This is a genomic window from Mucilaginibacter ginsenosidivorans (assembly GCF_007971025.1).
GTDB lineage: Bacteria > Bacteroidota > Bacteroidia > Sphingobacteriales > Sphingobacteriaceae > Mucilaginibacter > Mucilaginibacter ginsenosidivorans.
The window spans coordinates 4,234,366-4,256,508 of sequence record NZ_CP042436.1; the positions used below are offsets into that span (position 1 = coordinate 4,234,366).

Annotated in this window: 25 protein-coding genes and 2 tRNA genes; 16 read left to right on the forward strand and 11 right to left on the reverse strand. The window is 43.6% G+C overall.

The annotated features are described in order from the left end of the window. Positions 1-41: 41 nt before the first annotated feature. The gene (locus FRZ54_RS19320) at positions 42-449 is read left to right on the forward strand and encodes an EthD family reductase (RefSeq protein ID WP_147033462.1); all 408 of its coding nucleotides are present in this window, start codon (positions 42-44) and stop codon (positions 447-449) included. An 85-nt stretch (positions 450-534) separates the two neighbouring features. Here the strand turns inward: FRZ54_RS19320 and FRZ54_RS19325 are convergent, their stop codons facing one another. The 3 genes from FRZ54_RS19325 to FRZ54_RS19335 are packed head-to-tail and all read right to left on the reverse strand — an operon-like array spanning position 535 to position 1,765. Then, entirely contained in the window at positions 535-996 is a 462-nt protein-coding gene (locus tag FRZ54_RS19325; protein ID WP_147033463.1) for an SRPBCC family protein, read from the reverse strand. 12 nt (positions 997-1,008) lie between these two features. After that, a complete protein-coding gene (locus FRZ54_RS19330) occupies positions 1,009-1,332 on the reverse strand; it encodes an ArsR/SmtB family transcription factor (protein ID WP_147033464.1) in 324 nt (107 codons plus the stop codon). After that, positions 1,313-1,765 (reverse strand): SRPBCC family protein, encoded by a 453-nt coding sequence (locus FRZ54_RS19335; RefSeq protein WP_147033465.1) that lies wholly within the window; start codon positions 1,763-1,765, stop codon positions 1,313-1,315. Before FRZ54_RS19335 ends, FRZ54_RS19330 begins: the two co-directional genes overlap by 20 nt. A gap of 204 nt (positions 1,766-1,969) precedes the next feature. Between FRZ54_RS19335 and FRZ54_RS19340 the strand changes: the two genes are divergently transcribed. Both FRZ54_RS19340 and FRZ54_RS19345 read left to right on the forward strand, forming a co-directional pair. Next, on the forward strand, positions 1,970-2,482 hold the full coding sequence (locus FRZ54_RS19340) for a hypothetical protein (RefSeq protein WP_147033466.1): 513 nt from the start codon (positions 1,970-1,972) through the stop codon (positions 2,480-2,482). 135 nt (positions 2,483-2,617) lie between these two features. Then, complete coding sequence (locus FRZ54_RS19345; RefSeq protein ID WP_147033467.1) at positions 2,618-3,004, forward strand: hypothetical protein; 387 nt, start codon at positions 2,618-2,620, stop codon at positions 3,002-3,004. A gap of 594 nt (positions 3,005-3,598) precedes the next feature. Here FRZ54_RS19345 and FRZ54_RS19350 read toward each other — a convergent pair. The 3 genes from FRZ54_RS19350 to recR are packed head-to-tail and all read right to left on the reverse strand — an operon-like array spanning position 3,599 to position 5,855. Beyond that, positions 3,599-4,414, reverse strand: a complete 816-nt coding sequence (locus tag FRZ54_RS19350; protein WP_147033468.1) for an SDR family oxidoreductase — start codon at positions 4,412-4,414, stop codon at positions 3,599-3,601. Continuing rightward, on the reverse strand, positions 4,401-5,234 hold the full coding sequence (locus FRZ54_RS19355; RefSeq protein WP_147033469.1) for a glycosyltransferase family 2 protein: 834 nt from the start codon (positions 5,232-5,234) through the stop codon (positions 4,401-4,403). Before FRZ54_RS19355 ends, FRZ54_RS19350 begins: the two co-directional genes overlap by 14 nt. A gap of 3 nt (positions 5,235-5,237) precedes the next feature. After that, positions 5,238-5,855 (reverse strand): recombination mediator RecR, encoded by a 618-nt coding sequence (gene recR, locus FRZ54_RS19360; RefSeq protein WP_147033470.1) that lies wholly within the window; start codon positions 5,853-5,855, stop codon positions 5,238-5,240. A 161-nt stretch (positions 5,856-6,016) separates the two neighbouring features. Between recR and FRZ54_RS19365 the strand changes: the two genes are divergently transcribed. The 4 genes from FRZ54_RS19365 (at position 6,017) to FRZ54_RS19380 (ending at position 10,258) form a co-directional block, all read left to right on the forward strand. After that, positions 6,017-7,495 (forward strand): sodium:solute symporter, encoded by a 1,479-nt coding sequence (locus FRZ54_RS19365; protein ID WP_147033471.1) that lies wholly within the window; start codon positions 6,017-6,019, stop codon positions 7,493-7,495. 30 nt (positions 7,496-7,525) lie between these two features. Continuing rightward, positions 7,526-8,233: an LOG family protein gene (locus FRZ54_RS19370; protein WP_147033472.1), complete on the forward strand. Its 708-nt coding sequence runs from the start codon at positions 7,526-7,528 to the stop codon at positions 8,231-8,233. A 2-nt stretch (positions 8,234-8,235) separates the two neighbouring features. Beyond that, a complete protein-coding gene (gene lepB, locus FRZ54_RS19375) occupies positions 8,236-8,904 on the forward strand; it encodes a signal peptidase I (protein WP_147033473.1) in 669 nt (222 codons plus the stop codon). Between the two features lie 106 nt (positions 8,905-9,010). Continuing rightward, positions 9,011-10,258, forward strand: coding sequence for a TCR/Tet family MFS transporter (locus FRZ54_RS19380; RefSeq protein WP_147033474.1), 1,248 nt, complete (start codon positions 9,011-9,013; stop codon positions 10,256-10,258). On the opposite strand, the gene FRZ54_RS19385 is transcribed toward FRZ54_RS19380, so the two are convergent. From FRZ54_RS19385 to FRZ54_RS19395, 3 genes are all read right to left on the reverse strand, one after another. Then, complete coding sequence (locus tag FRZ54_RS19385; RefSeq protein ID WP_147033475.1) at positions 10,232-10,825, reverse strand: DUF502 domain-containing protein; 594 nt, start codon at positions 10,823-10,825, stop codon at positions 10,232-10,234. The two genes, FRZ54_RS19380 and FRZ54_RS19385, sit on opposite strands and share 27 nt — an antisense overlap. Before the next feature lie 104 nt (positions 10,826-10,929). Further along, positions 10,930-11,892: a hypothetical protein gene (locus FRZ54_RS19390; protein ID WP_147033476.1), complete on the reverse strand. Its 963-nt coding sequence runs from the start codon at positions 11,890-11,892 to the stop codon at positions 10,930-10,932. 28 nt (positions 11,893-11,920) lie between these two features. Beyond that, the gene (locus FRZ54_RS19395) at positions 11,921-14,383 is read right to left on the reverse strand and encodes a bifunctional UDP-N-acetylmuramoyl-tripeptide:D-alanyl-D-alanine ligase/alanine racemase (RefSeq protein ID WP_147033477.1); all 2,463 of its coding nucleotides are present in this window, start codon (positions 14,381-14,383) and stop codon (positions 11,921-11,923) included. 58 nt (positions 14,384-14,441) lie between these two features. Between FRZ54_RS19395 and FRZ54_RS19400 the strand changes: the two genes are divergently transcribed. The 3 genes from FRZ54_RS19400 (at position 14,442) to FRZ54_RS19410 (ending at position 15,226) form a co-directional block, all read left to right on the forward strand. Further along, positions 14,442-14,924 (forward strand): regulatory protein RecX, encoded by a 483-nt coding sequence (locus FRZ54_RS19400; RefSeq protein WP_147033478.1) that lies wholly within the window; start codon positions 14,442-14,444, stop codon positions 14,922-14,924. Between the two features lie 92 nt (positions 14,925-15,016). Continuing rightward, positions 15,017-15,092, forward strand: a tRNA-Gly gene (locus FRZ54_RS19405). A gap of 49 nt (positions 15,093-15,141) precedes the next feature. After that, positions 15,142-15,226, forward strand: a tRNA-Leu gene (locus tag FRZ54_RS19410). A 131-nt stretch (positions 15,227-15,357) separates the two neighbouring features. Here the strand turns inward: FRZ54_RS19410 and FRZ54_RS19415 are convergent. Both FRZ54_RS19415 and FRZ54_RS19420 read right to left on the reverse strand, forming a co-directional pair. Next, a complete protein-coding gene (locus FRZ54_RS19415; protein ID WP_147033479.1) occupies positions 15,358-15,807 on the reverse strand; it encodes a DUF4262 domain-containing protein in 450 nt (149 codons plus the stop codon). Positions 15,808-16,190: 383 nt separating this feature from the next. Then, positions 16,191-17,081 carry a winged helix-turn-helix domain-containing protein gene (locus tag FRZ54_RS19420; protein ID WP_147033480.1) on the reverse strand — a complete coding sequence of 297 codons (891 nt, stop codon included), beginning with the start codon at positions 17,079-17,081 and terminating at the stop codon, positions 16,191-16,193. A gap of 102 nt (positions 17,082-17,183) precedes the next feature. Between FRZ54_RS19420 and FRZ54_RS19425 the strand changes: the two genes are divergently transcribed. The 6 genes from FRZ54_RS19425 (at position 17,184) to FRZ54_RS19450 (ending at position 22,039) form a co-directional block, all read left to right on the forward strand. Next, positions 17,184-18,299, forward strand: coding sequence for a WD40/YVTN/BNR-like repeat-containing protein (locus tag FRZ54_RS19425; RefSeq protein WP_147033481.1), 1,116 nt, complete (start codon positions 17,184-17,186; stop codon positions 18,297-18,299). Between the two features lie 380 nt (positions 18,300-18,679). Continuing rightward, a complete protein-coding gene (locus FRZ54_RS19430) occupies positions 18,680-19,249 on the forward strand; it encodes a hypothetical protein (RefSeq protein ID WP_187359677.1) in 570 nt (189 codons plus the stop codon). 335 nt (positions 19,250-19,584) lie between these two features. Then, positions 19,585-19,776 carry a cold-shock protein gene (locus FRZ54_RS19435; protein WP_147033483.1) on the forward strand — a complete coding sequence of 64 codons (192 nt, stop codon included), beginning with the start codon at positions 19,585-19,587 and terminating at the stop codon, positions 19,774-19,776. Positions 19,777-19,782: 6 nt separating this feature from the next. Then, entirely contained in the window at positions 19,783-20,232 is a 450-nt protein-coding gene (locus FRZ54_RS19440; protein ID WP_147033484.1) for a cold-shock protein, read from the forward strand. Between the two features lie 2 nt (positions 20,233-20,234). Beyond that, positions 20,235-20,477, forward strand: a complete 243-nt coding sequence (locus FRZ54_RS19445; RefSeq protein ID WP_147033485.1) for a hypothetical protein — start codon at positions 20,235-20,237, stop codon at positions 20,475-20,477. Between the two features lie 107 nt (positions 20,478-20,584). Continuing rightward, on the forward strand, positions 20,585-22,039 hold the full coding sequence (locus tag FRZ54_RS19450; protein WP_147033486.1) for a hypothetical protein: 1,455 nt from the start codon (positions 20,585-20,587) through the stop codon (positions 22,037-22,039). Positions 22,040-22,143 lie beyond the last annotated feature (104 nt).

Sequence of the window (22,143 nt, forward strand, 5' to 3'; positions counted from 1 at the left end):
AATACTCAAATTGAACATTTTACCAATTAAATGAATGAATTATGAAACCGAAACTAATTGTATTATTTTTCCTTTTATTTGCTTGTTCCGCCGCGTTTGGTCAGGAAAAACAGAACATGACCGTTGTTGAAAAGGGCTTAATTAAAGTATCCATCATGTACCCTTATGCAGAAGGTAAAACCTTTAATATGGAGTATTATGAAACCAAGCACATGCCTATGGTAGCATCGTTTTTGGGATCTAATTTAGTTAAATACACCATTGAAAAAGGGCTTGCCAACGGTATTCCAAACCAGCCGCTGCCTTTTATGGCCATTGGCATTTTTTATGTGAAGAGCCTGAGCGACTACCAGGCGGCTATCGGACCGCATATAAGCGCCATTCGTGCTGATTTTGCAAATTATACCAATACCACTCCTGTTATTTTGGTGAGTGAGGTGGTAAAGTAACCTGGTACCAAACGCGCTGCCCGGAGCTTCCAACTTCGGACAGCGCGACCCGCTTCTATCAGCAGGTTACGCCATAATGATCCGATTAATTATTCTGTAATTCTTCCTTTGGATTAGGCTGACCCTTACCGGTGGTGATGAGGTCCTTCAGGCTGCCCTGGATATAGCTGGTCCAGGCGTTGAAGCAAATATCATAGCATTCGTAAGCGGGTACCAGGCCGTGTTGGGTGAAAAGGAGCTGTGTTTTGCCATCTTTTTCGGTGATGTCAAATTCGATGGTGTTGCCCACCCATTCGGACTGGTCCTTTGTGAAGCTGAAATAGTTATCGAGCACCAGCCATACTACCCTTTTGTTGGGTACAACCTCGGTTAACCGCATGGTGCATTTGTGCAGGTCCCAGCGCTGGTAAGTAAATTCGTCATTAAGCTGTGCGGTGCCCCCATCGATGCGCTCGGACCACCATCCGCGAACGTTGGTAACAGCGCTGAATACTTCGGCAGGGGTTTGATCTACCGTAAACGAGGTGCTAAAATCTTGTGTTTCCATCTTGTTGAATTGTTAGTTGGTTAATTTGTTGTTCAATAAAGTTTCCAGTTTCTTCAGTTTCGAAGCCCAGAACTGGTCGAAGTATTCGAGCCATGCCTGCAGTTCGTCGAAGCCATCCTTTTTGAGCGTGCAGTACCGCTCGCGGCCAATGTCGGTAATGGAAATGAAGCCGGCGGTTTCCAGTATTTTGATGTGTTTGGAAACAGCGGGGCGGCTCATGTTGAAATTATCGGCAAGGCTGTTAATGGTAAGGTTATCTTCCGACAGCAGCATCAGCATTTTGCGCCGGCTTGGGTCGCCAATGACCTGGAATGCGTCAAGCGTTGGTATGGCCATGTTGCGCAGCGTTTAAAAGTTTTTCGATATTCTGGAATTTTTCGACCCATCCGTGCAGCAGTCCATTGTAAAAATCCAGGTTTTCCTTTTTTGCGAAACCGCGATGTTCCAGGAATACTTCGGTGCCCTTGTCCTTTGGCACCAGCTGCCAGGTAACTACCGAGTCGAGCGTGATCTTACCACCACCGGGGCCGCTTTTCCACGAATAGGAAAGTTTTTTGAAGGGTATTATCTCCAATACCTGGCAATGAAAGATGCCATCGAAATTGAGAGCCGGGATCGGACCCGTGCGGAGTTGAAAGCTGTGGCCGACTACCGGTTGAAAATCGTTTTTCATAAGCCATTGCTCAAGCAATTCGGGTTTGGTGAAGTAATCCCAAACGGTCTTGACCGGGTGAGGGTAGAAAAATTGATGTTTAATGAGTTTTGCCATAATGAGTAACTTTGAAGTTACACAAAGTAACACGTAACTTATGAGTTACGCAAATTTATTTGAAAATATTTTCCCGGCAGACTTTTAACGTGTTATCAGGTCCAAAAAGAGATTATAAAACTACCCCCTTTCTTTTTTTGATTTTTATTGTTTTATTTTGCGGCCGGTTTGCAGAAGCAAGTCGTTATACCAACCTTTCACATAATGAAGAAATACCTTATCACCATTGCGCCAATTTTAGTATTGGCTTCTATCCTGCAGTCGTGCGTTACTGCTAAGATCACCTCAAACAAGGAAGCATCTTATACAAGTCAGCCTAAAAAGATATTTATCCTTTTCAACGGTGCCAAACAATCAAAAGACTTTTCTGTCGGTTTTTTAGTCGGTTTGCAAGCCGGATTCAAAGAAAAGGGCGTGACAACAAACTATTACGTCCGCGACCCGCTGTCGCTTGATACCAGGGAAGACATTAACAAAAAGATAGACGATTTTTCGCCGGAGGCTGTAATGCTTATCGAGCAAAAGGTTGTGCATTCAACAAACGGGATGGTGGATGGGGGAAGATTTGAGATCAGCCTGATTGACGGCGCTTCAAAAAAGCCGGTATGGAAGGGTGAATTTGAAGTCTACGGCCAATTTGGAATTGATGACGCCGTAAGTAAAGGTGTAAAGGAAATATTTAAAAAGTTTGTTGAAGATAAAATTGTAAATCCCTAAATCGTTATTTTAAAAATGAAAACGTCTTATTTATACCTGTTGGTTATAATATTATTATTTCAGTCTTGTTCAACCGTCAATATCGCCTCAAACAAAAAGTCAGATTACAATAAGCAGCCAAAGAAAATCTATATCGTGGCAGATTGCAACAAAGATGCCGGCATCTTTTGCAAAAATTTTATCGAGGGCCTAAAAAACAATCTTTCGCTTAAAGGCATTACGTGCGATGCGTATGTGCGTAACCAGCTATCGCTTGAATCAGAAGAAGATATCAACAAAAAAATTGCTGCTTACAACCCTGAGGCCGCATTGATCGTACACCAGACACAAACAGGCAGTGGTGCAAATACCTTTGAATTTACGCTGATTGACAAAGATACCCAAAAACCGGTATGGAAATGTGAGCTTGAAGTTTCAATTGATTCCTATACTTCAATGGAAAATGACAATGTAATAAACAAAGCGATCAGGACTGTATTGGAAAAATTGACCCAGGATAAGATTATTCCTGGCGGGGCATAAACCAAACCGAAGGGCAATTGTCTTCGAAGTGGATGAACCCGGTTATTCTCTTACGCCAAACTGACGAGTCCAAACGTTAACGTTCACTCTAACTTACGTGTCCGGGCAAAGTGTATTAAGTCTTGAAATAAAATCCGCGGGCACGTGCTGTTTTCTATCACCGAACGACACCGAAGCCGGGCCTACTGAACAAGCATCGGCCTAAATTTGTCTTTTATAGGCTTAATTCGGCCTTTTTTTGATTTGTGTGGGTTTTGGCGTCGAAAAGAAACCCCGAAACTGCCCGGCATGATGAAACCTAAAAGGCTGATATACAGCGGTATTTATAAAATCGCATTCACGAAAAGTGCAAAAAATGGGACACTTTCGGAATTTTAAATTTTCAATAATTTGATAATGAGTTACTTACAAGTTGGTAGTGATGGAAGAGGGTGGCGGCGTGAACACTTAGTGTAACGGGGGATTTGCGACTATTTGCTAACCCCGACGATGATCTTCGCTATGCAGCGGGCAATTTGACTCACCACGGACGACTCCGCTAGCCAGCGGATGGTCGACCCTCTCTTCCGCAAGTGGCAAAGAGGGTTGGGTATTCTACTTCAACAGGGAGTCCTTCTCTTTCGCAAACGTTTTATAAACCATCTTATCGACAAAAGCGGGCACGAATTTGCTGAGCAGTACCGCCAGTTTGCCCTGGCGGGTCATGATGAGAGTGCGGGTATGGTTTTCGACGCCGTCGGTAATACGCTTGGCCACTTCTTCGGCGGTCATCAGATTTTCTTCTTCCATGTGGGTTTCGCCCTGCTGGCTGCCGTCTTTAGCCAACGCCACATTGCGGATGTTGGATGCAGTAAAGCCCGGGCAGGCAGTAAGCACGTGGAGGCCGTTGTGCAGGTTTTCGACCCGTAATACTTCGAGGAAGCCGTTCATGGCAAATTTGGAAGCCGAGTAACCCGAGCGGCCGGGCAGTCCCTTATACCCTGCTACTGATGATACACCAACTACACTGCCTTTGGTTTTGAGCAGGTGTGGAAGGGCGTATTTGGTGCAGTAGACCGTGCCCCAAAAGTTGATATCCATGATAGATTTAAGCACTTTCAGGTCGACATCCTTAAACAGCGCGCGCATGCTGATACCGGCGTTGTTCACCAGCACATCGATACGGCCAAAGGTGAGTATGGCTTGTTTGATAAGGTAATCGCAGTCCTCTTCTACCGACACATCGCACTGCACGGCAACAGCCTTAATGTGGTATTTATTGATGAGGCTTTCGGTAAGTTCGCAAAGGGCCACATAGTTTCGGGCGGCTACCACAAGATCGGCTCCGCGACTTGCAAACTCAATTGCCAGCGCCTTGCCTATCCCTGATGATGCCCCGGTGATAATGACTACTTTATCATTCAATTTCATACTGCGAAGGGTAAATTTCGCCTATGTCGTGGATGTTGATCACAGGCAGTTTAAACAAAAATTTAGCTGCGAAGATAAACATAGCGCCATAAAAATGGCTCATGCGATCCCAGCTAAATTTGCTGATAACCTTGCCCGGTAACTGAATGATATATGTTTTTGAATAAAAGTAAGTTTTGAAGCCCTGCTGCCGCAGGCGGTAGGCCAAATCGATGTTGTGTCCGTAACTTTTAAAGCGTTCGTCGAAAAAGCCGGTTTTCGCAATTGCCGATTTGCGCAGCAGCATGTTATCCGCGTACAGCACGTCCACTTCAGATGTTTCAAACTCTTCAACCCAGTCGGCCCGCCTGTGTTCATTTGAGATTGACTTAGGAAAGCACGAGGCCAGGCCCGCAAACTTCAGGAATCTTGCCCATGCATTGGTGAGGCTATGTTTGGATTGCGGCAGGTAATCGCCTTTGTAATCCACGGCCCGTATACTGGCGCCGCCTATTAAAGGATGCTGATCCATAAAATTGGACAATTTTTCCAGCACGTTGCTTTCGGTCAATGAGTAAGGGCTCAGCAATAATACATAATCGCCATTGGCGGCGCGGATGGCTTTATTGTAACATTTGGATATCCCTTCGTACCTGCTGTTGGCAATGATCTGCACTTTAGGAAACTCGAAGGAAAGCATTTCGAGGGAACGATCAGCGGACGCATTATCAACCACGATAACTTCAAAAGACACACTGCTTTTTGCCTTGAACAGGGTGTTCAACGCCAAACGCAGCCCGTTGCGCGAATTGTGATTGATAAAGATTACCGATAGTTTCATGCCTTACTTTGACAGTGAATTTTCGTATGGGACACGGGTTACGATAGAACGTCCTAAAGTAACCTCATCCACGTACTCTAATTCACCACCAAAAGCTATGCCACGTGCTATGGTTGAGATGTTTATGTTGAAATCTTTTAATTTTTTATGCAGGTAAAAAATGGTGGTATCCCCCTCCATGGTTGCACTCAGGGCGAAGATAACCTCTTTAACATCATTTCCTTTTAGACGTTCAACTAAAGTGTCCACCTGCAGGTCCGACGGCCCTATTCCGTCCATGGGCGATATCAGGCCGCCAAGCACATGATACACTCCATTATACTGATCAGTGTTCTGTATAGCCATTACGTCACGTGTATCTTCTACCACACATATCAACGAATGGTCGCGTTTTGGGGAAGCGCATATCTCGCACACCTGCAGATCCGATATGTTATGGCAAACGCGGCAAAACTGTATCTCGTTACGCAGTTTGCTGATAGCATGGCTAAAACGCTCCACATCCGGCTTGTCCTGGTTAAGTAAATGCAGCACCAGTCGCAAAGCGGTCTTCTGTCCCACCCCCGGCAGTTTGGCAAATTCGGCCACTGCATTCTCCAGCAACTTCGACGAAAAGTTCATGTTGCGAATGTAGTGAATAGTCCGGAAGTCGGAAAGTCTGCATAAGTCCGAAAGTTTGGGTTGGAATTTATTTTTTATACATAAATTGCCCTCAACGAAATAGTGTATGATAATCTTCCGGACTTTCCGACTTATGCGGACTCCCGGACTAAACAAAACACATGTCACCAGCTATACTGCTTACATTCATCATCGGTTATTTTTTAGTACTGCTTGTTATCTCGTGGCTCACATCGCGGAAATCGTCTGATAATGATACCTTCTTTGTGGCCAACCGTAATTCCAAATGGTATTTGGTGGCTTTCGGGATGATAGGGACCGCGCTGAGCGGCGTGACTTTTATTTCGGTGCCGGGCAAGGTGGGCGCGCCCTCGGGCGACCAGTTTGCTTATTTCCAATTCGTATTGGGCAATGCGGCAGGGTTTATCATTATCGCGACCGTATTGCTTCCGCTGTATTACCGTATGAAGCTGACCTCCATTTACAGTTATATCGAACATGCTTTGGGGCAGTGGAGCTATAAAACTGCAGCCGGCATATTCCTTATCAGCAGGACAATAGGATCATCGTTCCGGCTTTATTTGGTAGTGATCGTGCTACAACGGTTTATTTTCGATAATTATCATATTCCCTTTGCGGTTACCGTATTAATATGCCTGTTGCTGATATGGTCGTATACGTTCAAAGGCGGTTTGAAAACTATTATCATTACCGACAGCCTGCAAACTTTTTTCCTGGTATCGTCGGTATTCCTGTCGATCTATTTTATCTGCCGCAGCCTTAACATGAATGTTTTTGAAGCAGCCGACGCGATCAAAAACAGCAGCTATTCCAAAATATTCTTTTTGAATGATTTTATGGGCAACCACCTGCATTTAAGCAAGCAATTTTTGGGCGGGCTTTTCATCACCATCGGTATGACGGGTCTCGACCAGGACCTTATGCAGAAAAACCTGAGCATGGGTACTATCAAAGAGGCGCAAAAAAACATGTTCAGCTTTACAGGAGTGTTCGTTATCATCAATATTTTCTTCCTGAGCGTGGGCGCATTGCTTTATATCTACGCAGCCAAATATGGCATCACGGTAGCAAAAACGGACTACCTGTACCCTACCATCGCGTTGAAATACCTTGGGGTGATACCAGCTGTGGTTTTTATGCTTGGGTTGACAGCCGCCACCTTCGCAACAACCGATTCGGCCTTAACAGCATTAACAACATCGTTTTGTGTCGATTTTTTAGGGTTCGGCAAAAAGAAAGACCTGAACACCAGGGCCATGGTGAAAACCCGACATTTGGTACATATAGCCCTGTCGGGGCTGATGCTTTTAACCATTATTATTTTTAATGCCATTAATAATGATGCGGTGGTAAGCGCAATATTCAAGGTGGCATCCTATACTTACGGGCCGCTGCTTGGCTTATATTCTTTCGGCCTTTTTATGGGTAACAGGCAGGTGAAAGACAAACTGGTACCTTTTATTTGTATCATATCGCCGATAGCCTGTTATTTCCTAAGTTTGCACTCTGCCGAATGGCTGGGCGGGTATGTTTTCGACAATGAACTTATCATTGTGAACGGATCAATTACATTTGCCGGCTTGCTGGCAACCTCAACCCGGAAGGCAGTAAATCAATAATTCAATAAATCTATAATTCAACAATTGGGTATGACCGGTGAAGAGAAAATAAGACAAGCATTTGAAAATAAGAACTGGCAGGAAATAAAAGTTACCGACTCGTGGCAGATATTCAAGATCATGGCCGAATTTGTCGACGGTTTCGAGAAACTGGCTAAAATAGGTCCTTGCGTTTCCATATTTGGTTCGGCACGCACACATAACGACAATAAATATTATAAACTGGCCGAAGACACCGCACGGTTGCTGACCGAACGCGGCTACGGTGTTATTTCGGGCGGCGGCCCCGGTATTATGGAAGCTGCCAATAAAGGCGCTTACGAAGCCGGAGGCAAGTCAGTGGGCCTGAATATTGAACTGCCTTTTGAGCAGTTCCACAATAAATATATAGACAGGGATAAACTACTGGAGTTTGATTACTTCTTTATCCGCAAGGTCATGTTCATGAAATACTCGCAGGGCTTTATTATCCTGCCCGGCGGATTTGGTACGATGGATGAATCGTTCGAAGCCATAACGCTGATACAAACGGGTAAGATAGCGCGGTTCCCCATCGTATTTGTCGGTGTCGATTACTGGAGCGGTCTATTCAATTGGGTGAAAGAAAAGATGCTTGAGCAGGAGCATACGATTAGTCCCGATGACCTGAACCTTTACCGCGTGGTTGACACCGCAGAAGAGGCCACCGAACACATCTTCCGTTTCTACGATAAATATGTATTGAAACCGAATTTTTAAAAATGAAGAGAGGCATCATCGTCCTGATCATCATATGTGCTGCCATATTAGGCATGTGGATCACGGCGCGGGTGATGCATATTATCGTTTTTTACCGTATCACATCCGCTTCAAACTCACCGGCGATAACCCCGGGGCAAATGGTTACCGCGTCGAGCCTTAAAAAGCCTGCCATAAACGCATTTGTGTGCTTTAAAAGACGGGGAATGTCATATGTATCGATATTTCGCTGCATTGCAAAACCAGGCGATAGTGTGGAGATACGATATGGTGATGTTTATGTAAACAACCGGAAATTAGACGAGCCGTATGTTTGGAACGAATACCGCATTACAAAAAAACAACTGGAAAGCATTAAAGATGATGTAAGCAAATATCAATACCCCGTTTACGATTTCGACGATAGCCTTAGAAATATTACCTGTTCGCTCGCTGATATGAAAAAATATCATTTTAAACTGCGGCGATTAACTGTGCCCCGATTCGAGGCCGACTCGGGAATGCTTTTGTCTTTCACGAAATCGGGGTATAACCAGGATAATTTCGGCCCGGTCAAAGTGCCTCAAAAATCCTGGTTCGTATTGGGCGACAACAGGCACAATGCTTACGATTCCCGGTATCTTGGATTTGTAAAGGAGAATGAGATCATTGCAACGGTGATGGGGAAATAGTAAAATGAAATATTTTATATCATAAAAGCTATATTAGGCGCTTTATTTCAAACTAAACTATGCCGTTTAAACATCCTTCAATTTCAGGTGTTTTCTGTCTTTAAACATGGATCAAACACCTAAGTTAAAACGCTCCGCAGCGCTTGGATTTATTTTCGTCACCATTTTCGTGGATATGCTGGGGCTGGGTATTATTATACCGGTGCTTCCAAAACTGCTTGAAACGCTCGGGCATTTCAGCAATTCCGAAGCGTCTGAATACAACGGATTGCTGACCGGCACTTACGCCTCCATGCAGTTCCTATTCTCGCCATTTATGGGCAACCTGAGCGACCGTTACGGGCGCCGGCCCATATTACTGGCATCGCTTTTTGGGTTTGGTATAGATTACCTGTTTATGGCCTTTGCCCCTACTTTGGGCTGGCTTTTTGTCGGGCGTTTTATTGCCGGTCTAACCGGTGCTACAACCTCTACCGCGACGGCCTACATCGCCGATATCAGCGAGGGCGACAAGCGTTCGTCCAATTTTGGCCTGGTAGGTGCTGCATCAGGATTAGGTTTTATCGTCGGCATTTCAGCAGGAGCACTCCTTGGCGCTATCAATATCAAGTTCCCCTTTATGGCGGCAGCGGCCCTGGCACTCATCAATGCAGCCTACGGCTATTTCGTTTTGCCCGAATCACTGGATAAAGATCACCGCCGCAAGTTCGAGTTAAAACGGGCCAATCCTGTGGGAGCTTTAAAAACCATCGGCCGTTATGGATCGTTTGCAGGTCTGCTTGTAGCTTTTACCCTGGTTTATATTGCGCAAAAAGCGGTTGAATATATCCTTTCATTTTTTGTGTACGAAAAATTCAACTGGCAGCTATACAGCGTGGGCATACTGGGGTTTTTCATCGGTGTGTTACTGGTAGGTATACAGGGTGGCCTCATCCGCTGGCTGATACCCAAATTCGGGCTTAAAATGAATATTATTGGCGGGCTTTTATCCTACGCGCTCGGCCTTACCCTGCTCGCTTTTTCCAGCTACGGATGGCAAGTGTATGTGTACCTTATCCCCTACTGCCTTGGCGGTGTTTCGGGCCCGGCGTTGCAGGGACTGATCAGCAACAAGGTAAGCAAAACCGAACAGGGCGAACTGCAAGGGATACTGAACAGCATTTCCAGCCTGAGCATCGTCATAGGTCCCCTGCTCATGAGCTATGTATTCAGGTATTTTACGGCCAAAAACTCGCTGGTTTATTTCCCCGGCGCGCCTTATATACTTGGGGCCGTTTTAATGCTGATCAGCGTTTGGCTTGCAGCCGTAAATTTCAGGAAAAACCCCTCAATCCAGCCCGCTGACGCCGCCTGAGATAACAAACTTCATCATATCAGCGGCGCTTTTGTCAATTGGTTTTACTTTGTCGGAAGAGATGATGATTACCTGCCCCGCGAAGGAATACGACCAGGGAAAATAAACGGCAACATCGCCGGGTAAACCTAATTTGGAAAGATCTTTCTGCACCAAAAATCCTATCTTCTTAACCCCGAATTCATTGATCTCGACCAAAACAGGTTCGCTGAATTTCTTTTCTTCGCCTACAAAAGCTTCTGTCAGATCTTTGATGGACGAGTACAGGAATTTAAAAATAGGCAGCCGGTTTATCCACCGGTTAAGCCAGCGTTTTATGGGGTCGGTAATTACATTGGTAACCAGTATGCCTGCAATCAATATGATGATGACAACGTTCAATATACCCAGGCCCGGGATATAAATGGGGCGGCCTTTGGCGTCTGTCAAAAAAAATCCGCTGAGGTTGAGGGCGCTGTCTATCCCGGATACTGCCCAAAAGATCAGGAAAACCGCGGCGCCTACGGGCACTACGATGATCAGTCCCTTCACGAAGTAATTAAGCAGAGCTCCGAATATCTTTCTCATAGCGGCAGGTAATTAAGTATAATTTGACTTTATTAAATCAGGATAAAACGTATAACATTCTTTTAGTCGAAAAATCGTTCCTTTTACTTTGTTGGCTTCATCATTTAAAAGCCCTTTCTATATTGAATCGCTCTTTCATATATAGAATTTATATTCCGCTTGCCCGATGATTTGAACTCTGTACTAACAGTTAATTTCACCCAATTTAAATGGACATCGTAAATGAAATCAAAATAGTAGACGATGTTAAGTTCGTCGTTGGAATCATATACTCTATGGCATCGCTTATAACCAAACTCATTAAAAAAAATCTGCTCTTTATGCGTAATGTTATCTTGCAAATCAGTTGTTTTACAAACACATTCTATCTCTCCGGCTTCTGTCAAATTGTAGCTGTATTCTATATCAAAAAGTATTTGAACGCCTTTGTCAACATCAATTACAAAGTTGCCATTACCGCTATCATCCATATCAACAAAATAACCGTGCTCTACAAGTTTTACCACCCGGTCCTCCTCGTCGTATTTAAAAACACGTTTTTCATAGCAAAATTCTGAGCCATCATCGATAGTTGTACTTAACATGCGGCCAGACTTATCATATTCCTGCCTACTACCTTGGAATGTAGAATACATATTATTGTCATAGTCGTAATAAAAATTAGCTTCGCTGGAATAGTATAAATTATTTCTATATATTTTCTCAGTGGCATGCCTAACAATTCTATTATATGCATCATAAGCAAAAGACGTACCGCCGGAATAAAACTGCTTGTAATAGGCAACCGGTTCTTCTCTGGTTTGCTTTTCGTGCCCTTTTCTTTTAACGTAAATTCTTCCGCTATTGAAGTCCTTGTGAACTTGAATAAAATCTATTTTGCCGAATTCATTTAATTTAATAAAATATTGAGCATTAGGCGTCACATATGATTGAATATAGTCTTCACCAGGCCATTCTCGCCATATTTTATATATATAACTGTCAACTGTTCCGTTGCAGGTAAACTCTGGTCGCTCATAACTATTGAGGAATATAGGTTTCTTAGGGTTGAAGAAAAAGTCCACCATTTCAGGAATATTTTTAAGACTTAATTTCCTATTCGTAAAAATACACTCTTTTTACCCGCTGCGAAACATTGGTTAATATTTCATAGGGGATGGTACCTATTTCGCGTGCCAGTTCTTCAATTTTCAATTCGTCGTTAAATACAATCACTTCGTCGCCTTCACGCACATCAATGTTGCTCACATCCAGTGTACACATGTCCATGGAAATATTACCAACTGTAGGCGCATATTCGCCATTTACCAGCATCTTGCCTACCCCGTTGCCAAAGGAGCGCAGGTAGCCGTCGGCGTAACCAATACGTACGGTTGCTATTTTGCCGCCATTTGCCAGCTTCCCATTGCGATTATAGCCTATGGTGTCGTTCGCCTGGACTTTTCGTACCTGTGAAACGCTTGTCTTTAGTGTCGCAACAGGTTGCAAACCGTTCGCACCTTCGGGCAGGGCCGTATCAATCCCATAAAGACCAATACCAAGACGCACCATATCAAATTGTGCCTGCGGCCACCTCGTAATGCCCGACGTGTTGGCAATATGCTTAATGAATTTGTAACCCAGCGCCTGTTCAATTTTTTTATAGGCCCACTCGAATGTCCTGATCTGCTTCTTTGTGAATTCGTCGTGCTCTTCAGCATCGCTGGCTACCAGGTGCGAGAATACAGATTGTACCCATATGTATTTGTTCTCCTCGAGCAGGTCGCAAAGTATATCGACATCATGCTCCTCGAAACCAAGCCGGTGCATACCGGTATCGATCTTGATATGGACAGGGAAATTGCTGAGGCCGCTCGTTTGGGCATATTTGACAAATTCGTCCAATAGTCCAAAGCTGAATATTTCCGGTTCCAGTTTATTTTCGACCAGTTTATCAAAAGCCGAGGCCTCGGGGTTAAGTACCATTATCGGCAGGGTAATTCCACCTGCGCGCAGCGCCACGCCCTCGTCGATATAGGCTACCGCTAGATAGTCGACCTTATTATACTGCAACATGTTCGCCACTTCAAACGTGCCGCTGCCATAGGAAAAGGCCTTTACCATAGCCATCACTTTTACGCCCGGCTTCAGTTTTGCGCGGTAAAAGTTCAGGTTGTTCAGCAGGGCATTCAGGCTTATCTCCAGCACCGTCTCGTGAGCCTTCAGCGCCAGCGCCTGGCTCACACGTTCAAACTCAAAACTGCGCGAACCTTTGATCAGGATGGTCTCATTATCAAGCTTAAGCTCCTTCAGCCGCTGAAGTAAGGTGTTGGTGTCCTTGTAAAAATATTTTTCCGGTACGGTAAAGCTATCCCTGTATTTATCCAAAGCTTCGCCGACACCGATAAACTTGTTGATGCCCTTCGTTTCGATCATGTCTGCAACCTGGCTGTACAATATATCATCCTGCAAACCCGACTGGTATATATCCGACAATATTAATGTTCTTTTCGGGTGCTGGTTCTGCTGGTTCAAAAAATTCAGCGCTATCTCCAGCGATTGCACATCCGAGTTATAGGTATCGTCAATCACCGAACAGTTATTGATACCGTTCTTCAGTTCCAGCCGCATACTAACCTGGTTCAGGCGCTCTATCCTGTCATCGGCCGCAGCGGGGCTATAGCCCATTGCAAGCATGGTGGCCCAGCAAACTATGGCATTCTCCACCGACGCCTCATCCATAAACGGAATCAGGCATTCTATCTCTTTCTCTTTATAAATCGCCCTCAGGTAGAAATTGCGCCGGATGACGGTTTCGGTAAAAACGTACAGATCCGCCTGTTTGAACCTCGTACTCCAGGTAAACCTTTCTTTTACCGGTATATCTTTTTCGTATCCGACCAATTGATCATAATTGTGAATCAGCAGCCGGGCGTGTTTGAAAAGTTTCAGCTTTTCGAGCACTTTCTGCCGCCTGCTTTCGAATCCTTCGTCGTGGGCCGGCCCGATATGTGTCAAAACACCAATTGAAGGTTTTATGATCGCCTCCAGCTTATCCATTTCATTCACGGTAGATATACCGGCCTCAAAAATACCGAGTTCATCCTTGTCGTTTATCTGCCATACCGAAAGCGGTACACCTATCTGCGAGTTATAGCTTTTGGGGTTTCTTACTGTATTTTTATCCGGGGTAAGTAACTGGTATAGCCATTCCTTCACTATGGTTTTACCATTGCTGCCTGTTATGCCTATCACTTCCAGCTTAAAACGGCTGCGGTGATAAGCCGCCAGTTTTTGCAGTGCGCCCAGCACATCGCCTACTAACAGGAAGTTAGCTTCCGGCATTTTTATTTCGGTTTGATGCGTCACCACAAAATTACGCACACCTGCTGCATAGGCCTCGGCAATAAATTCGTGCCCGTTGCGGCGCCCGCTTAAAGCAAAGAACAACCCTTCGGCGGCATTGGTTATCCGGCGGCTGTCCGTAAGCAATACGCTTATGGTATTTTCCTTTACAATTGTGCCGCCGGCGCCTATAATATCTTTAACTGCTGTTACCGGGTAGTGATTGCTTAGCATGCTACGAATTTGCTTATATTTCTGCCAATAGAAGAATTTTTAACGAATTTTGGTTTTGATGGACCAACCCAAACCCAACAAAATAACCGACGAAAAAGTTGGCCTGGCAAAGGCCGAAAATTACTGCGCCTACCAGGAGCGCTCGCAGCAGGAAGTGCGGGATAAATTGTACGAATGGGGGCTTTACCCAAACCAGGTTGAACATATTATCACCCGTTTGATAGAAAGTAATTTCCTGAACGAGGCCCGGTTTGCAGTAGCCTATGCTACCGGTAAGTTCAGGCAAAAAGGTTGGGGAAAGATCAAAATAAAACAAGGTTTAAAACTAAAAAGGGTTTCGGAGCCTTTGATAAAAAAAGCACTTAACAGTATCGACGGCGATGAGTATTTGAAGACGCTGGGGTCTATCATCGAAAAAAAATTGCCGTTGATAAAAGAAAAAGAACCTTATAAGCGCCGTTATAAGTTGCAGCAGTATGCCATGAGCCGGGGATATGAAGGCGACCTTGTGTCGGACGTTCTGAAAGACAATGAATTATAGGTTTTTTCAAAAAAATTAATTCTTGTGCTTGCAGAATAGCCATTTCTCTCTATATTTGCACTCCGCAAGCGCAAAAGTAGTTTAGCGAATATGCGAAAGTAGCTCAGTTGGTAGAGCACGACCTTGCCAAGGTCGGGGTCGCGAGTTCGAATCTCGTCTTTCGCTCCACAATCCCTTCCACCAAAAAGAAGGGATTTGTTTTTAAAAGTAACCCCATGCTCAGATGGTGGAACTGGTAGACACGCAGGACTTAAAATCCTGTTCCCGTTAAAGGAGTGCGGGTTCGATTCCCGCTCTGAGTACAAAAGCCCCGATAAGGGGCTTTATTATTTTAAAAACATTTTAGTTGAGTTGTTTAAGTTGAATACTTGAACCATTTTAGAATGAAGTTGAAAATTGCGACCAATTTGGAGCAACCCTTTATTTGCAACAGTTACTTCAAATCTCCTAATACTTTTTGGTCATAGTTATAACCTACTTCATTTGGAAATTTTCCATTTAGATCTGGAAAAATAAGTTGTAAATATTCATAATTGCGATTCTCGTAAAATTTTACTGAAGTGAGGGCATACTCCGCAATGGCCGAATTTTTCAAGCTGATAAAGTAAACAGCAAACCGATCGCTCAAGTTTTGAATCTTCCTATTCAACGGCACTTGGCTGAATTTGAATTTGCTTACGTAGTTTTCAATCAATTCTCCAGATAAATTTGGCCCAAGTCCTGAGATAAAAAGTTCTGGTATTTTAAAATTTTTAAATATGCCGGTTGAATATGCAAAAGGAGTAAAATCAATTTCTTCAAGTACAGCTGTTGTATGATATCCATTATTTTTAATATTGTTAAAAACATTATTAAAATAATCTTCTTTCCTTTTATCGTCCACTGTATTTATGATAAAGTAAACCTGACACCACCAAAGCTTTGCGACTTAGCAAACCTTCTAAAAAACTGAAAAGCAAATATTGATTTTAACCAGACGACCCGATTAAGTCAATAATAGTAATGCTTTTAAATCTTCATAAAAATGTTTAGATATTCTTCCCATCGCCTTACACATTTTATGCGATTAAACGTGCAAAAAGCTCTATCTCCTCTAAAAAATGTTCCGAAAGTTGTATCTTTAAGCGTACAAAGCCTGGTATAAAAATACCGGCTTTGTTGTTATATTCAATCAGGTTTTATGATACCATTTTAGTGGTTCATTATAAAGTCTTACGAATGCCTGATTGAAGTTTATAAGATCAGTTTTGGGTCGGGAGGTTTTTCTTAAACACTAATTTCAAGCTTATATCCCTTGCCGCGAATAACAACAATTTTGATATTCGGATCAATTTCCAGCTTTTTTCTAAGCTTTGATATAAACATGTCCAAACTTCGTCCCACAATAACACCTTCATCCTCCCATATCTCCTTTTGCAGCCGGCTTCTCTCTATAATTTCGTTAGGAGATAATGCGAAAATGCGCAACAGGCGCGTTTCTGTTCCGGTAAGGTCTATGGTTGTTTTATTGATTACCAGTTGCCTGTTACGTGTATCAAATAGCACCGTGCCAAAAGTGAATGTCCCGGTAACCTGACCTTTAGATGAGGCGCTCTGTTGTTTAACAGGTTTTAAAAAAATGAGACCGACAAATGCTAAAAATGCCATACTGCCCAGCAGATATCCGGTTTTAGCAGTATTTATGCCCGCCGGTTTGAATTTGATATCGATCGTATAAGCTGCTTTTGGTTGTTTTCTTCCTCTGCATGCTATAATATCATTCTTTTTGTTTTTCGACATGGCAAAGCCATAGGTTACACCGGATGTGCCGTTGTTCAGGACATTAACAACATAATCGCTTGCGAGCGGGTCCCGGGCTAACACACGCCTGGTAGTACTTACCAGTGAATCCGGCAGAAAAGTCAGGTCCTTTTCGAACATAAGCCGGTATTCATTTTCGGCGATCTTTTTTACCGGAAGCACCCTTGAGGTATGGTCGCCCGATTGTGAAAGCAGTTCATCCCCAACCTTACGTAGCAATACTTCCCTCCGGGCCATATCAAAATCGTCATTTCCTCCTATGTATAAAGCTACACAAGTCATGGAGATAGACAGGAGTATTATCAATCCTAAAAGATACCTGCGTTTCCGGGAGAGGAGTTTTAGGCGATCAACCATACCGTTTACGATTTATTTACAAAGGTTACATTTTTATTTACAATCCTGATTCTGCAGGCCGAAAAATATCAAAGTAATTTTGGTGAATCAAACTAAAAAGATATGAAAAATAAAAAAATCAAAAGATCACTTGTATTTGCTCCGGCTATCCTCGTGGTACTATTTCTATTAAATTCTTTTGTAGTAAAAGAAAAGAAAGCGTGGGAGAAAACAGCTAAAGGAACTAAATCAGCGCATGTGCCAATTATTTTCAGATCCACTGATGGCGGACAAACATGGCAGGACATTAGCAAGGGGCTGCCTGAAAATTTGCAGAGAGAAGGGGTATGGAGAGATGGCTTATTGGCAAATGACCGGGGGCTCTATCTGCGTGCCGGAAATGGGGTCTATCACAGCGAACCAAATTCCACAACTCCTTTTTGGACAAAAGAGGTTCTATCCGGCCCACAGCGTAACATTGCCCCTGGCAATAATGGAATATTTGCATATGATTTCAGGGGGCAATTTTTAAAGAAAATAAACGGAAGAAGTGAATGGTCGCCCGTGTACGCAAATTTTCAGGAGGAAGCCGTACGCCTTAACAGAACAATAGATTGGATGTACAAGAATTATAAAGAGAAACAAGTAAGCAGCCTTTTTGAAACTACGCGAGGCACAGTTTTCATCGGCTCCAACAATGCCCTTTATAAATCCAATAACAGTGGAAAAACCTGGAAATACGTGCCTGTTGGAGGCTGGGTGATGAAAATAGCAGAGTCAAACGGTGTACTCCTGGCTTCCAGTTCACAGGGAATATTAAGATCGACCGACGACGGCGAAAGCTGGGTCCGTGTGATCAGTGAAGGGGATGCCGGCATCGCTGTGGAACGTATAGATGGAGGATTTGCTGCAATAGTAAATAACAAAATAGCCCATTCAAACAGCGTACACATTTCACGGGATAATGGAAAAACCTGGAATACAATAGGTGAAGAGCTGCAACCCTCGTGGAGTAATTCGTTAATGGGAAAAATAGGCTTAGTTCAATCTTCATCGGACATCTCATCCATCAAACAAATGGGTAAATATTTAATATGTGGTCGCTCAGATGAAATATTCCGTTCATCTGATATGGGCAAAACATGGGAAAAATTGTCACTTCCTGCTATAGGGAATTTTGGTTTCGATTTATCTGTTTCAGGGAACGTGATCTATGCCATACCAAATAAAGGATGTTGAAAAATTCCAACCTCAGAAATAAATATTGCGATCTGTTCGCCCTCGTTTACAACACTTTGCAGCGATAAGAAATATCATTTAAATGACACCGGTATTTTAGTGGAAAAAAAGAGGGTAACCATGGTTAACACATTTTTTGACTATTTTAATATAAAACACTAACAATCAGATTATTATATAAATAATATACAAAATTGTGTTAACCATGTTACCTCCCTCCGTGCTCGGGCAAGTACCAGGAGTAAATACCTCCATAGCTGCCTGGGTCGGTCCTGCGTCGATATCAAGCTATAAATTTGCCGGCTTTAGTTGCGATGCAGAATTGATAACATTTCCTTACCTTAGTTACCACACGTCCTAAACCATTACAATTTATGCATTTGTCACAATCAATTTTACTTTATACATCACTTGTTATTACAGCATTTGTTAGTGGCAATTATCAAAACACGCAATCAACCACCTATAACAAAGTCACTTATGATGAATTTAAGAAAACTGTCGATCGCAATAAAAACCTTTTGATTAAAAATCCAACAACGGATATTGGTAATTATCTGTTCAAACTGATAGATGAGGATATTTATAATTATTGGGCCGGTACACCCTGGGGTTTTTATGGGGCTACACGGCAACCTAAAACAGGCAGCATTGCCTGTGGATATTTCGTAACCAATACCTTAACAGACCTGGGTTTTAAGATCGATCGGGTCGAACTTGCTGAATGCCGTTCCGGAGACATGATCAAAAAACTCTGCGTTGAGATTAGGTCATTTTACAGCCTTAACAAATTGAATAGTTATTTAGCTAAACAGCCGGTCAACTCTGTTTTTATTATTGGCCTTGATTTTCATACCGGCTATATTGTTAAAACCGCTACGGATAGCTATTTCTTTCACTCCAACTATATAAAAAAGGAAGGAGTAATAAGAGAAAAAATAAATTCGTAACAAGCGCTAAGCACCAATAAATTCTTCATAATCGGCAGCTCAACAGCAAACGACAATCTGTTACGAAAATGGGTTGCAGGTAAGCTGGTGAACTGAGTGGCGGGTATCGCTTTAAATCAGGGTTCGACTTAAGGAAGCGCCCGACCCTATCGCAGGGCCGAATACATTTGGAATCGAACGGAAGGCCTGGTATAAAAATACCAGCTTTTGTTGTTTTGATTGCCCCCTATTTCCATACTTAAAATAGGTATTTTCTGATGCTATTTTTCTTTCTGCTTTGACTTTTCATTTATCCGGGGAATTAAACGTACCTTGCCACCTTAACAAACAAAATAATGGCAACAGGAACAGTAAAATTTTTTAATGAGTCAAAAGGTTTCGGCTTTATTACCCCTGCCAGTGGCGGCAAGGAAGTATTTGTGCACGTTACAGGCCTGATCGATAAGATCCGCGAAAACGACCAGGTTAGTTACGATGTGGAAGAAGGTAAAAAAGGTCCGAGCGCGGTTAACGTAAAAAAAGCATAAACAGAATTGGGAAGATCAACAGAAACATTTAGTAAAAAAGAGCGGGAAAAAGCCCGTCAAAAAAAGTCAAGGGACAAAAAGGAAAAGGCTGAGGAGCGAAAAGCTAATGCCGGCAAGGGTAAAAGCCTTGAAGACATGATGGCTTATATTGACGAGTATGGAAATATTACGTCGACCCCGCCCGACCCTTCAAGAAAGATAAAGGTTAATGCAGAAGATATCCAGGTTGGCGTTGCCAAGCAAACGGACATACCTGTTGACACCGTGAGAAATGGTGTTGTAAGCTTTTTCAACGAATCAAAGGGTTACGGTTTTATCAAGGACCTGCAAACACAGGAAAGCATTTTTGTGCATATTAATGCTTTAACCGAGCCGCTGAAGGAAAACAACATGGTTACTTTTGAAACTGAGCAGGGCCAGAAAGGCCTGTCTGCGATCAAAGTAAAAAAGAAATAACCGTGGTAAGCAAAACAACAACGGCGTCGGCAGCGCAAAAGGAAAATTTCAGAACAACGTTTGCAGAAATAGTAAAAGACAACCCACTCTTAAAAGATCAGTATTCCATCCAGTTTTTCGAAACGGCGCAAAAAAGCAATTATGCCTTTAGCGGCCGCGATGGAAAATCGATGAATATCTTGTTGAGCCTGACTTTGAAAGAAACTGAAAAATATAAGATTCTTAAAAGCTCCTGGCTACGCTAACCCGAACCGGCTAATAACCGGTTATTAGCCAAACAAAACTCAAAATGCACGAAAGCTGGTCGGAATGACCGGCTTTTATTATTTTGCACGCTTATACAACCTGGATTATGCCGAACAATATCTGCAGGACAAGCTGTATTTTACTGCTGTTTATTTTATTTTCATTTACAGGCGCGGCACAACGGCCGGACGTATCTTTTACTTCATCAGATAAAAATTTAGAAAAGGCGTTCGCCTGGGCCAAAGGTATGGCCCTACGCTACAAGGGCAACAACTCAGATGCGGTTGGCCCCTGGTATGAGGCCGCACTGCCTTCGCGGTATGCCTTTTGCATGCGCGACGTATCCCATCAATGCATTGGGGCCGGGATATTGGGATTGAGCCGTGAAAACTATAACATGATCGGCCTTTTTGCCCGCAATATATCGGCGGCAAAGGATTGGTGCTCGTATTGGGAAATCAACAAATGGGGTAAGGCTGCTCCGGAAGATTACAGGAACGACCGGGAATTCTGGTACAATCTTCCGGCTAATTTCGATGTTCTGTATGCCTCCTGGCGCCTTTACCTTTGGACAGGCGATAAGCGGTATATCAATGACTCAGCCTTAGTTAATTTTCAGCAGAAAACAGCCAGGGAATATATTGACAGGTGGGTGCTTGCCGCCGATTCGTTGCTGACACGGCCCATCCATCCAAACAAGGCTATTCCGTTCAACGAAAAGGACGCCTTTAGCACGTGCAGGGGTCTTCCATCCTATTCCGAAGGCATACCCAAACTCAAATCGGGTATCGACCTGGTGGCCGGTCTGTACAGGGGCCTGCTTACCTATTCGGATATACTTGCCTGCAAAGGGTTAAAAAAGGAAGCGGCTTATTATGCCCGCAAAGCTGAAACATACCGCAGGCGTATTGAAAGTGACTGGTGGGACGCCCAGGCCGGGCAATACAACACCCTATACGGAGACTCCGGAAAATTTGCAAAGGACCCAGGCGAAACATTCCTGGTTTGGTTCGATGCTTTACGAGATACAACGCGCCTGAAAAAGACGGTGGCACACATGGCCGCCAACTATGCGAATATCGAGAACACTTCCTATTATCCTTACCTGTTTTATAAAAACGGGCTGTGGGATGAAGCAAGAAAATGCATCCTTTACCTTTCGGACCCGGCTACGCCGCGCCGGGAATATCCCGAAGTTTCGTTCAGCGTCGTCGAGGGTATCGTTCAAGGTTTGATGGGTGTTTCGCCCGACGCGCGAACGGGAACTATCAGTACGGTGTTCAGGATGAACGGAGACGGATCGGCAGTCATCAAACATTTGCCCGTTTTGAATAGCAATATCGACCTGAGCCACCTTAGTAATCGCCAATCTGCATTGAGCAATGATGGCAAACAAGCCCTTAAATGGAAAGCTATGTTTTATGGGGATTACCGCAAAGCGTACGCCAATGGCATATTATACCAGTTGAAGAAGGAGACCGATGAAACGGGGAATAAAATTTCCTATGCCATCATAGTCATTAAACCGGGGACGACAGCGGATGTAAGGGTGGAAAGGTAAATCAATTTTTTATTGGTAATAGTTGAAAACAGTGGACGGTTTAAATTCCCGCCCTACTCCTTCCATTTTCATATGGGTCTGCTTGCAGTCTTCCGAATTTTTCT

Bases quoted from the DNA above. Each gene is read 5' to 3' on its own strand.
- FRZ54_RS19320 (WP_147033462.1), top strand. From the start codon at position 42: ATGAAACCGAAACTAATTGTATTATTTTTCCTTTTATTTGCTTGTTCC.
- FRZ54_RS19325 (WP_147033463.1), bottom strand. From the start codon at position 996: ATGGAAACACAAGATTTTAGCACCTCGTTTACGGTAGATCAAACCCCT.
- FRZ54_RS19330 (WP_147033464.1), bottom strand. From the start codon at position 1,332: ATGGCCATACCAACGCTTGACGCATTCCAGGTCATTGGCGACCCAAGC.
- FRZ54_RS19335 (WP_147033465.1), bottom strand. From the start codon at position 1,765: ATGGCAAAACTCATTAAACATCAATTTTTCTACCCTCACCCGGTCAAG.
- FRZ54_RS19340 (WP_147033466.1), top strand. From the start codon at position 1,970: ATGAAGAAATACCTTATCACCATTGCGCCAATTTTAGTATTGGCTTCT.
- FRZ54_RS19350 (WP_147033468.1), bottom strand. From the start codon at position 4,414: ATGAAATTGAATGATAAAGTAGTCATTATCACCGGGGCATCATCAGGG.
- FRZ54_RS19355 (WP_147033469.1), bottom strand. From the start codon at position 5,234: ATGAAACTATCGGTAATCTTTATCAATCACAATTCGCGCAACGGGCTG.
- recR (WP_147033470.1), bottom strand. From the start codon at position 5,855: ATGAACTTTTCGTCGAAGTTGCTGGAGAATGCAGTGGCCGAATTTGCC.
- FRZ54_RS19365 (WP_147033471.1), top strand. From the start codon at position 6,017: ATGTCACCAGCTATACTGCTTACATTCATCATCGGTTATTTTTTAGTA.
- FRZ54_RS19370 (WP_147033472.1), top strand. From the start codon at position 7,526: ATGACCGGTGAAGAGAAAATAAGACAAGCATTTGAAAATAAGAACTGG.
- lepB (WP_147033473.1), top strand. From the start codon at position 8,236: ATGAAGAGAGGCATCATCGTCCTGATCATCATATGTGCTGCCATATTA.
- FRZ54_RS19380 (WP_147033474.1), top strand. From the start codon at position 9,011: ATGGATCAAACACCTAAGTTAAAACGCTCCGCAGCGCTTGGATTTATT.
- FRZ54_RS19385 (WP_147033475.1), bottom strand. From the start codon at position 10,825: ATGAGAAAGATATTCGGAGCTCTGCTTAATTACTTCGTGAAGGGACTG.
- FRZ54_RS19390 (WP_147033476.1), bottom strand. From the start codon at position 11,892: ATGGTGGACTTTTTCTTCAACCCTAAGAAACCTATATTCCTCAATAGT.
- FRZ54_RS19395 (WP_147033477.1), bottom strand. From the start codon at position 14,383: ATGCTAAGCAATCACTACCCGGTAACAGCAGTTAAAGATATTATAGGC.
- FRZ54_RS19400 (WP_147033478.1), top strand. From the start codon at position 14,442: ATGGACCAACCCAAACCCAACAAAATAACCGACGAAAAAGTTGGCCTG.
- FRZ54_RS19420 (WP_147033480.1), bottom strand. From the start codon at position 17,081: ATGGTTGATCGCCTAAAACTCCTCTCCCGGAAACGCAGGTATCTTTTA.
- FRZ54_RS19425 (WP_147033481.1), top strand. From the start codon at position 17,184: ATGAAAAATAAAAAAATCAAAAGATCACTTGTATTTGCTCCGGCTATC.
- FRZ54_RS19435 (WP_147033483.1), top strand. From the start codon at position 19,585: ATGGCAACAGGAACAGTAAAATTTTTTAATGAGTCAAAAGGTTTCGGC.
- FRZ54_RS19450 (WP_147033486.1), top strand. From the start codon at position 20,585: ATGCCGAACAATATCTGCAGGACAAGCTGTATTTTACTGCTGTTTATT.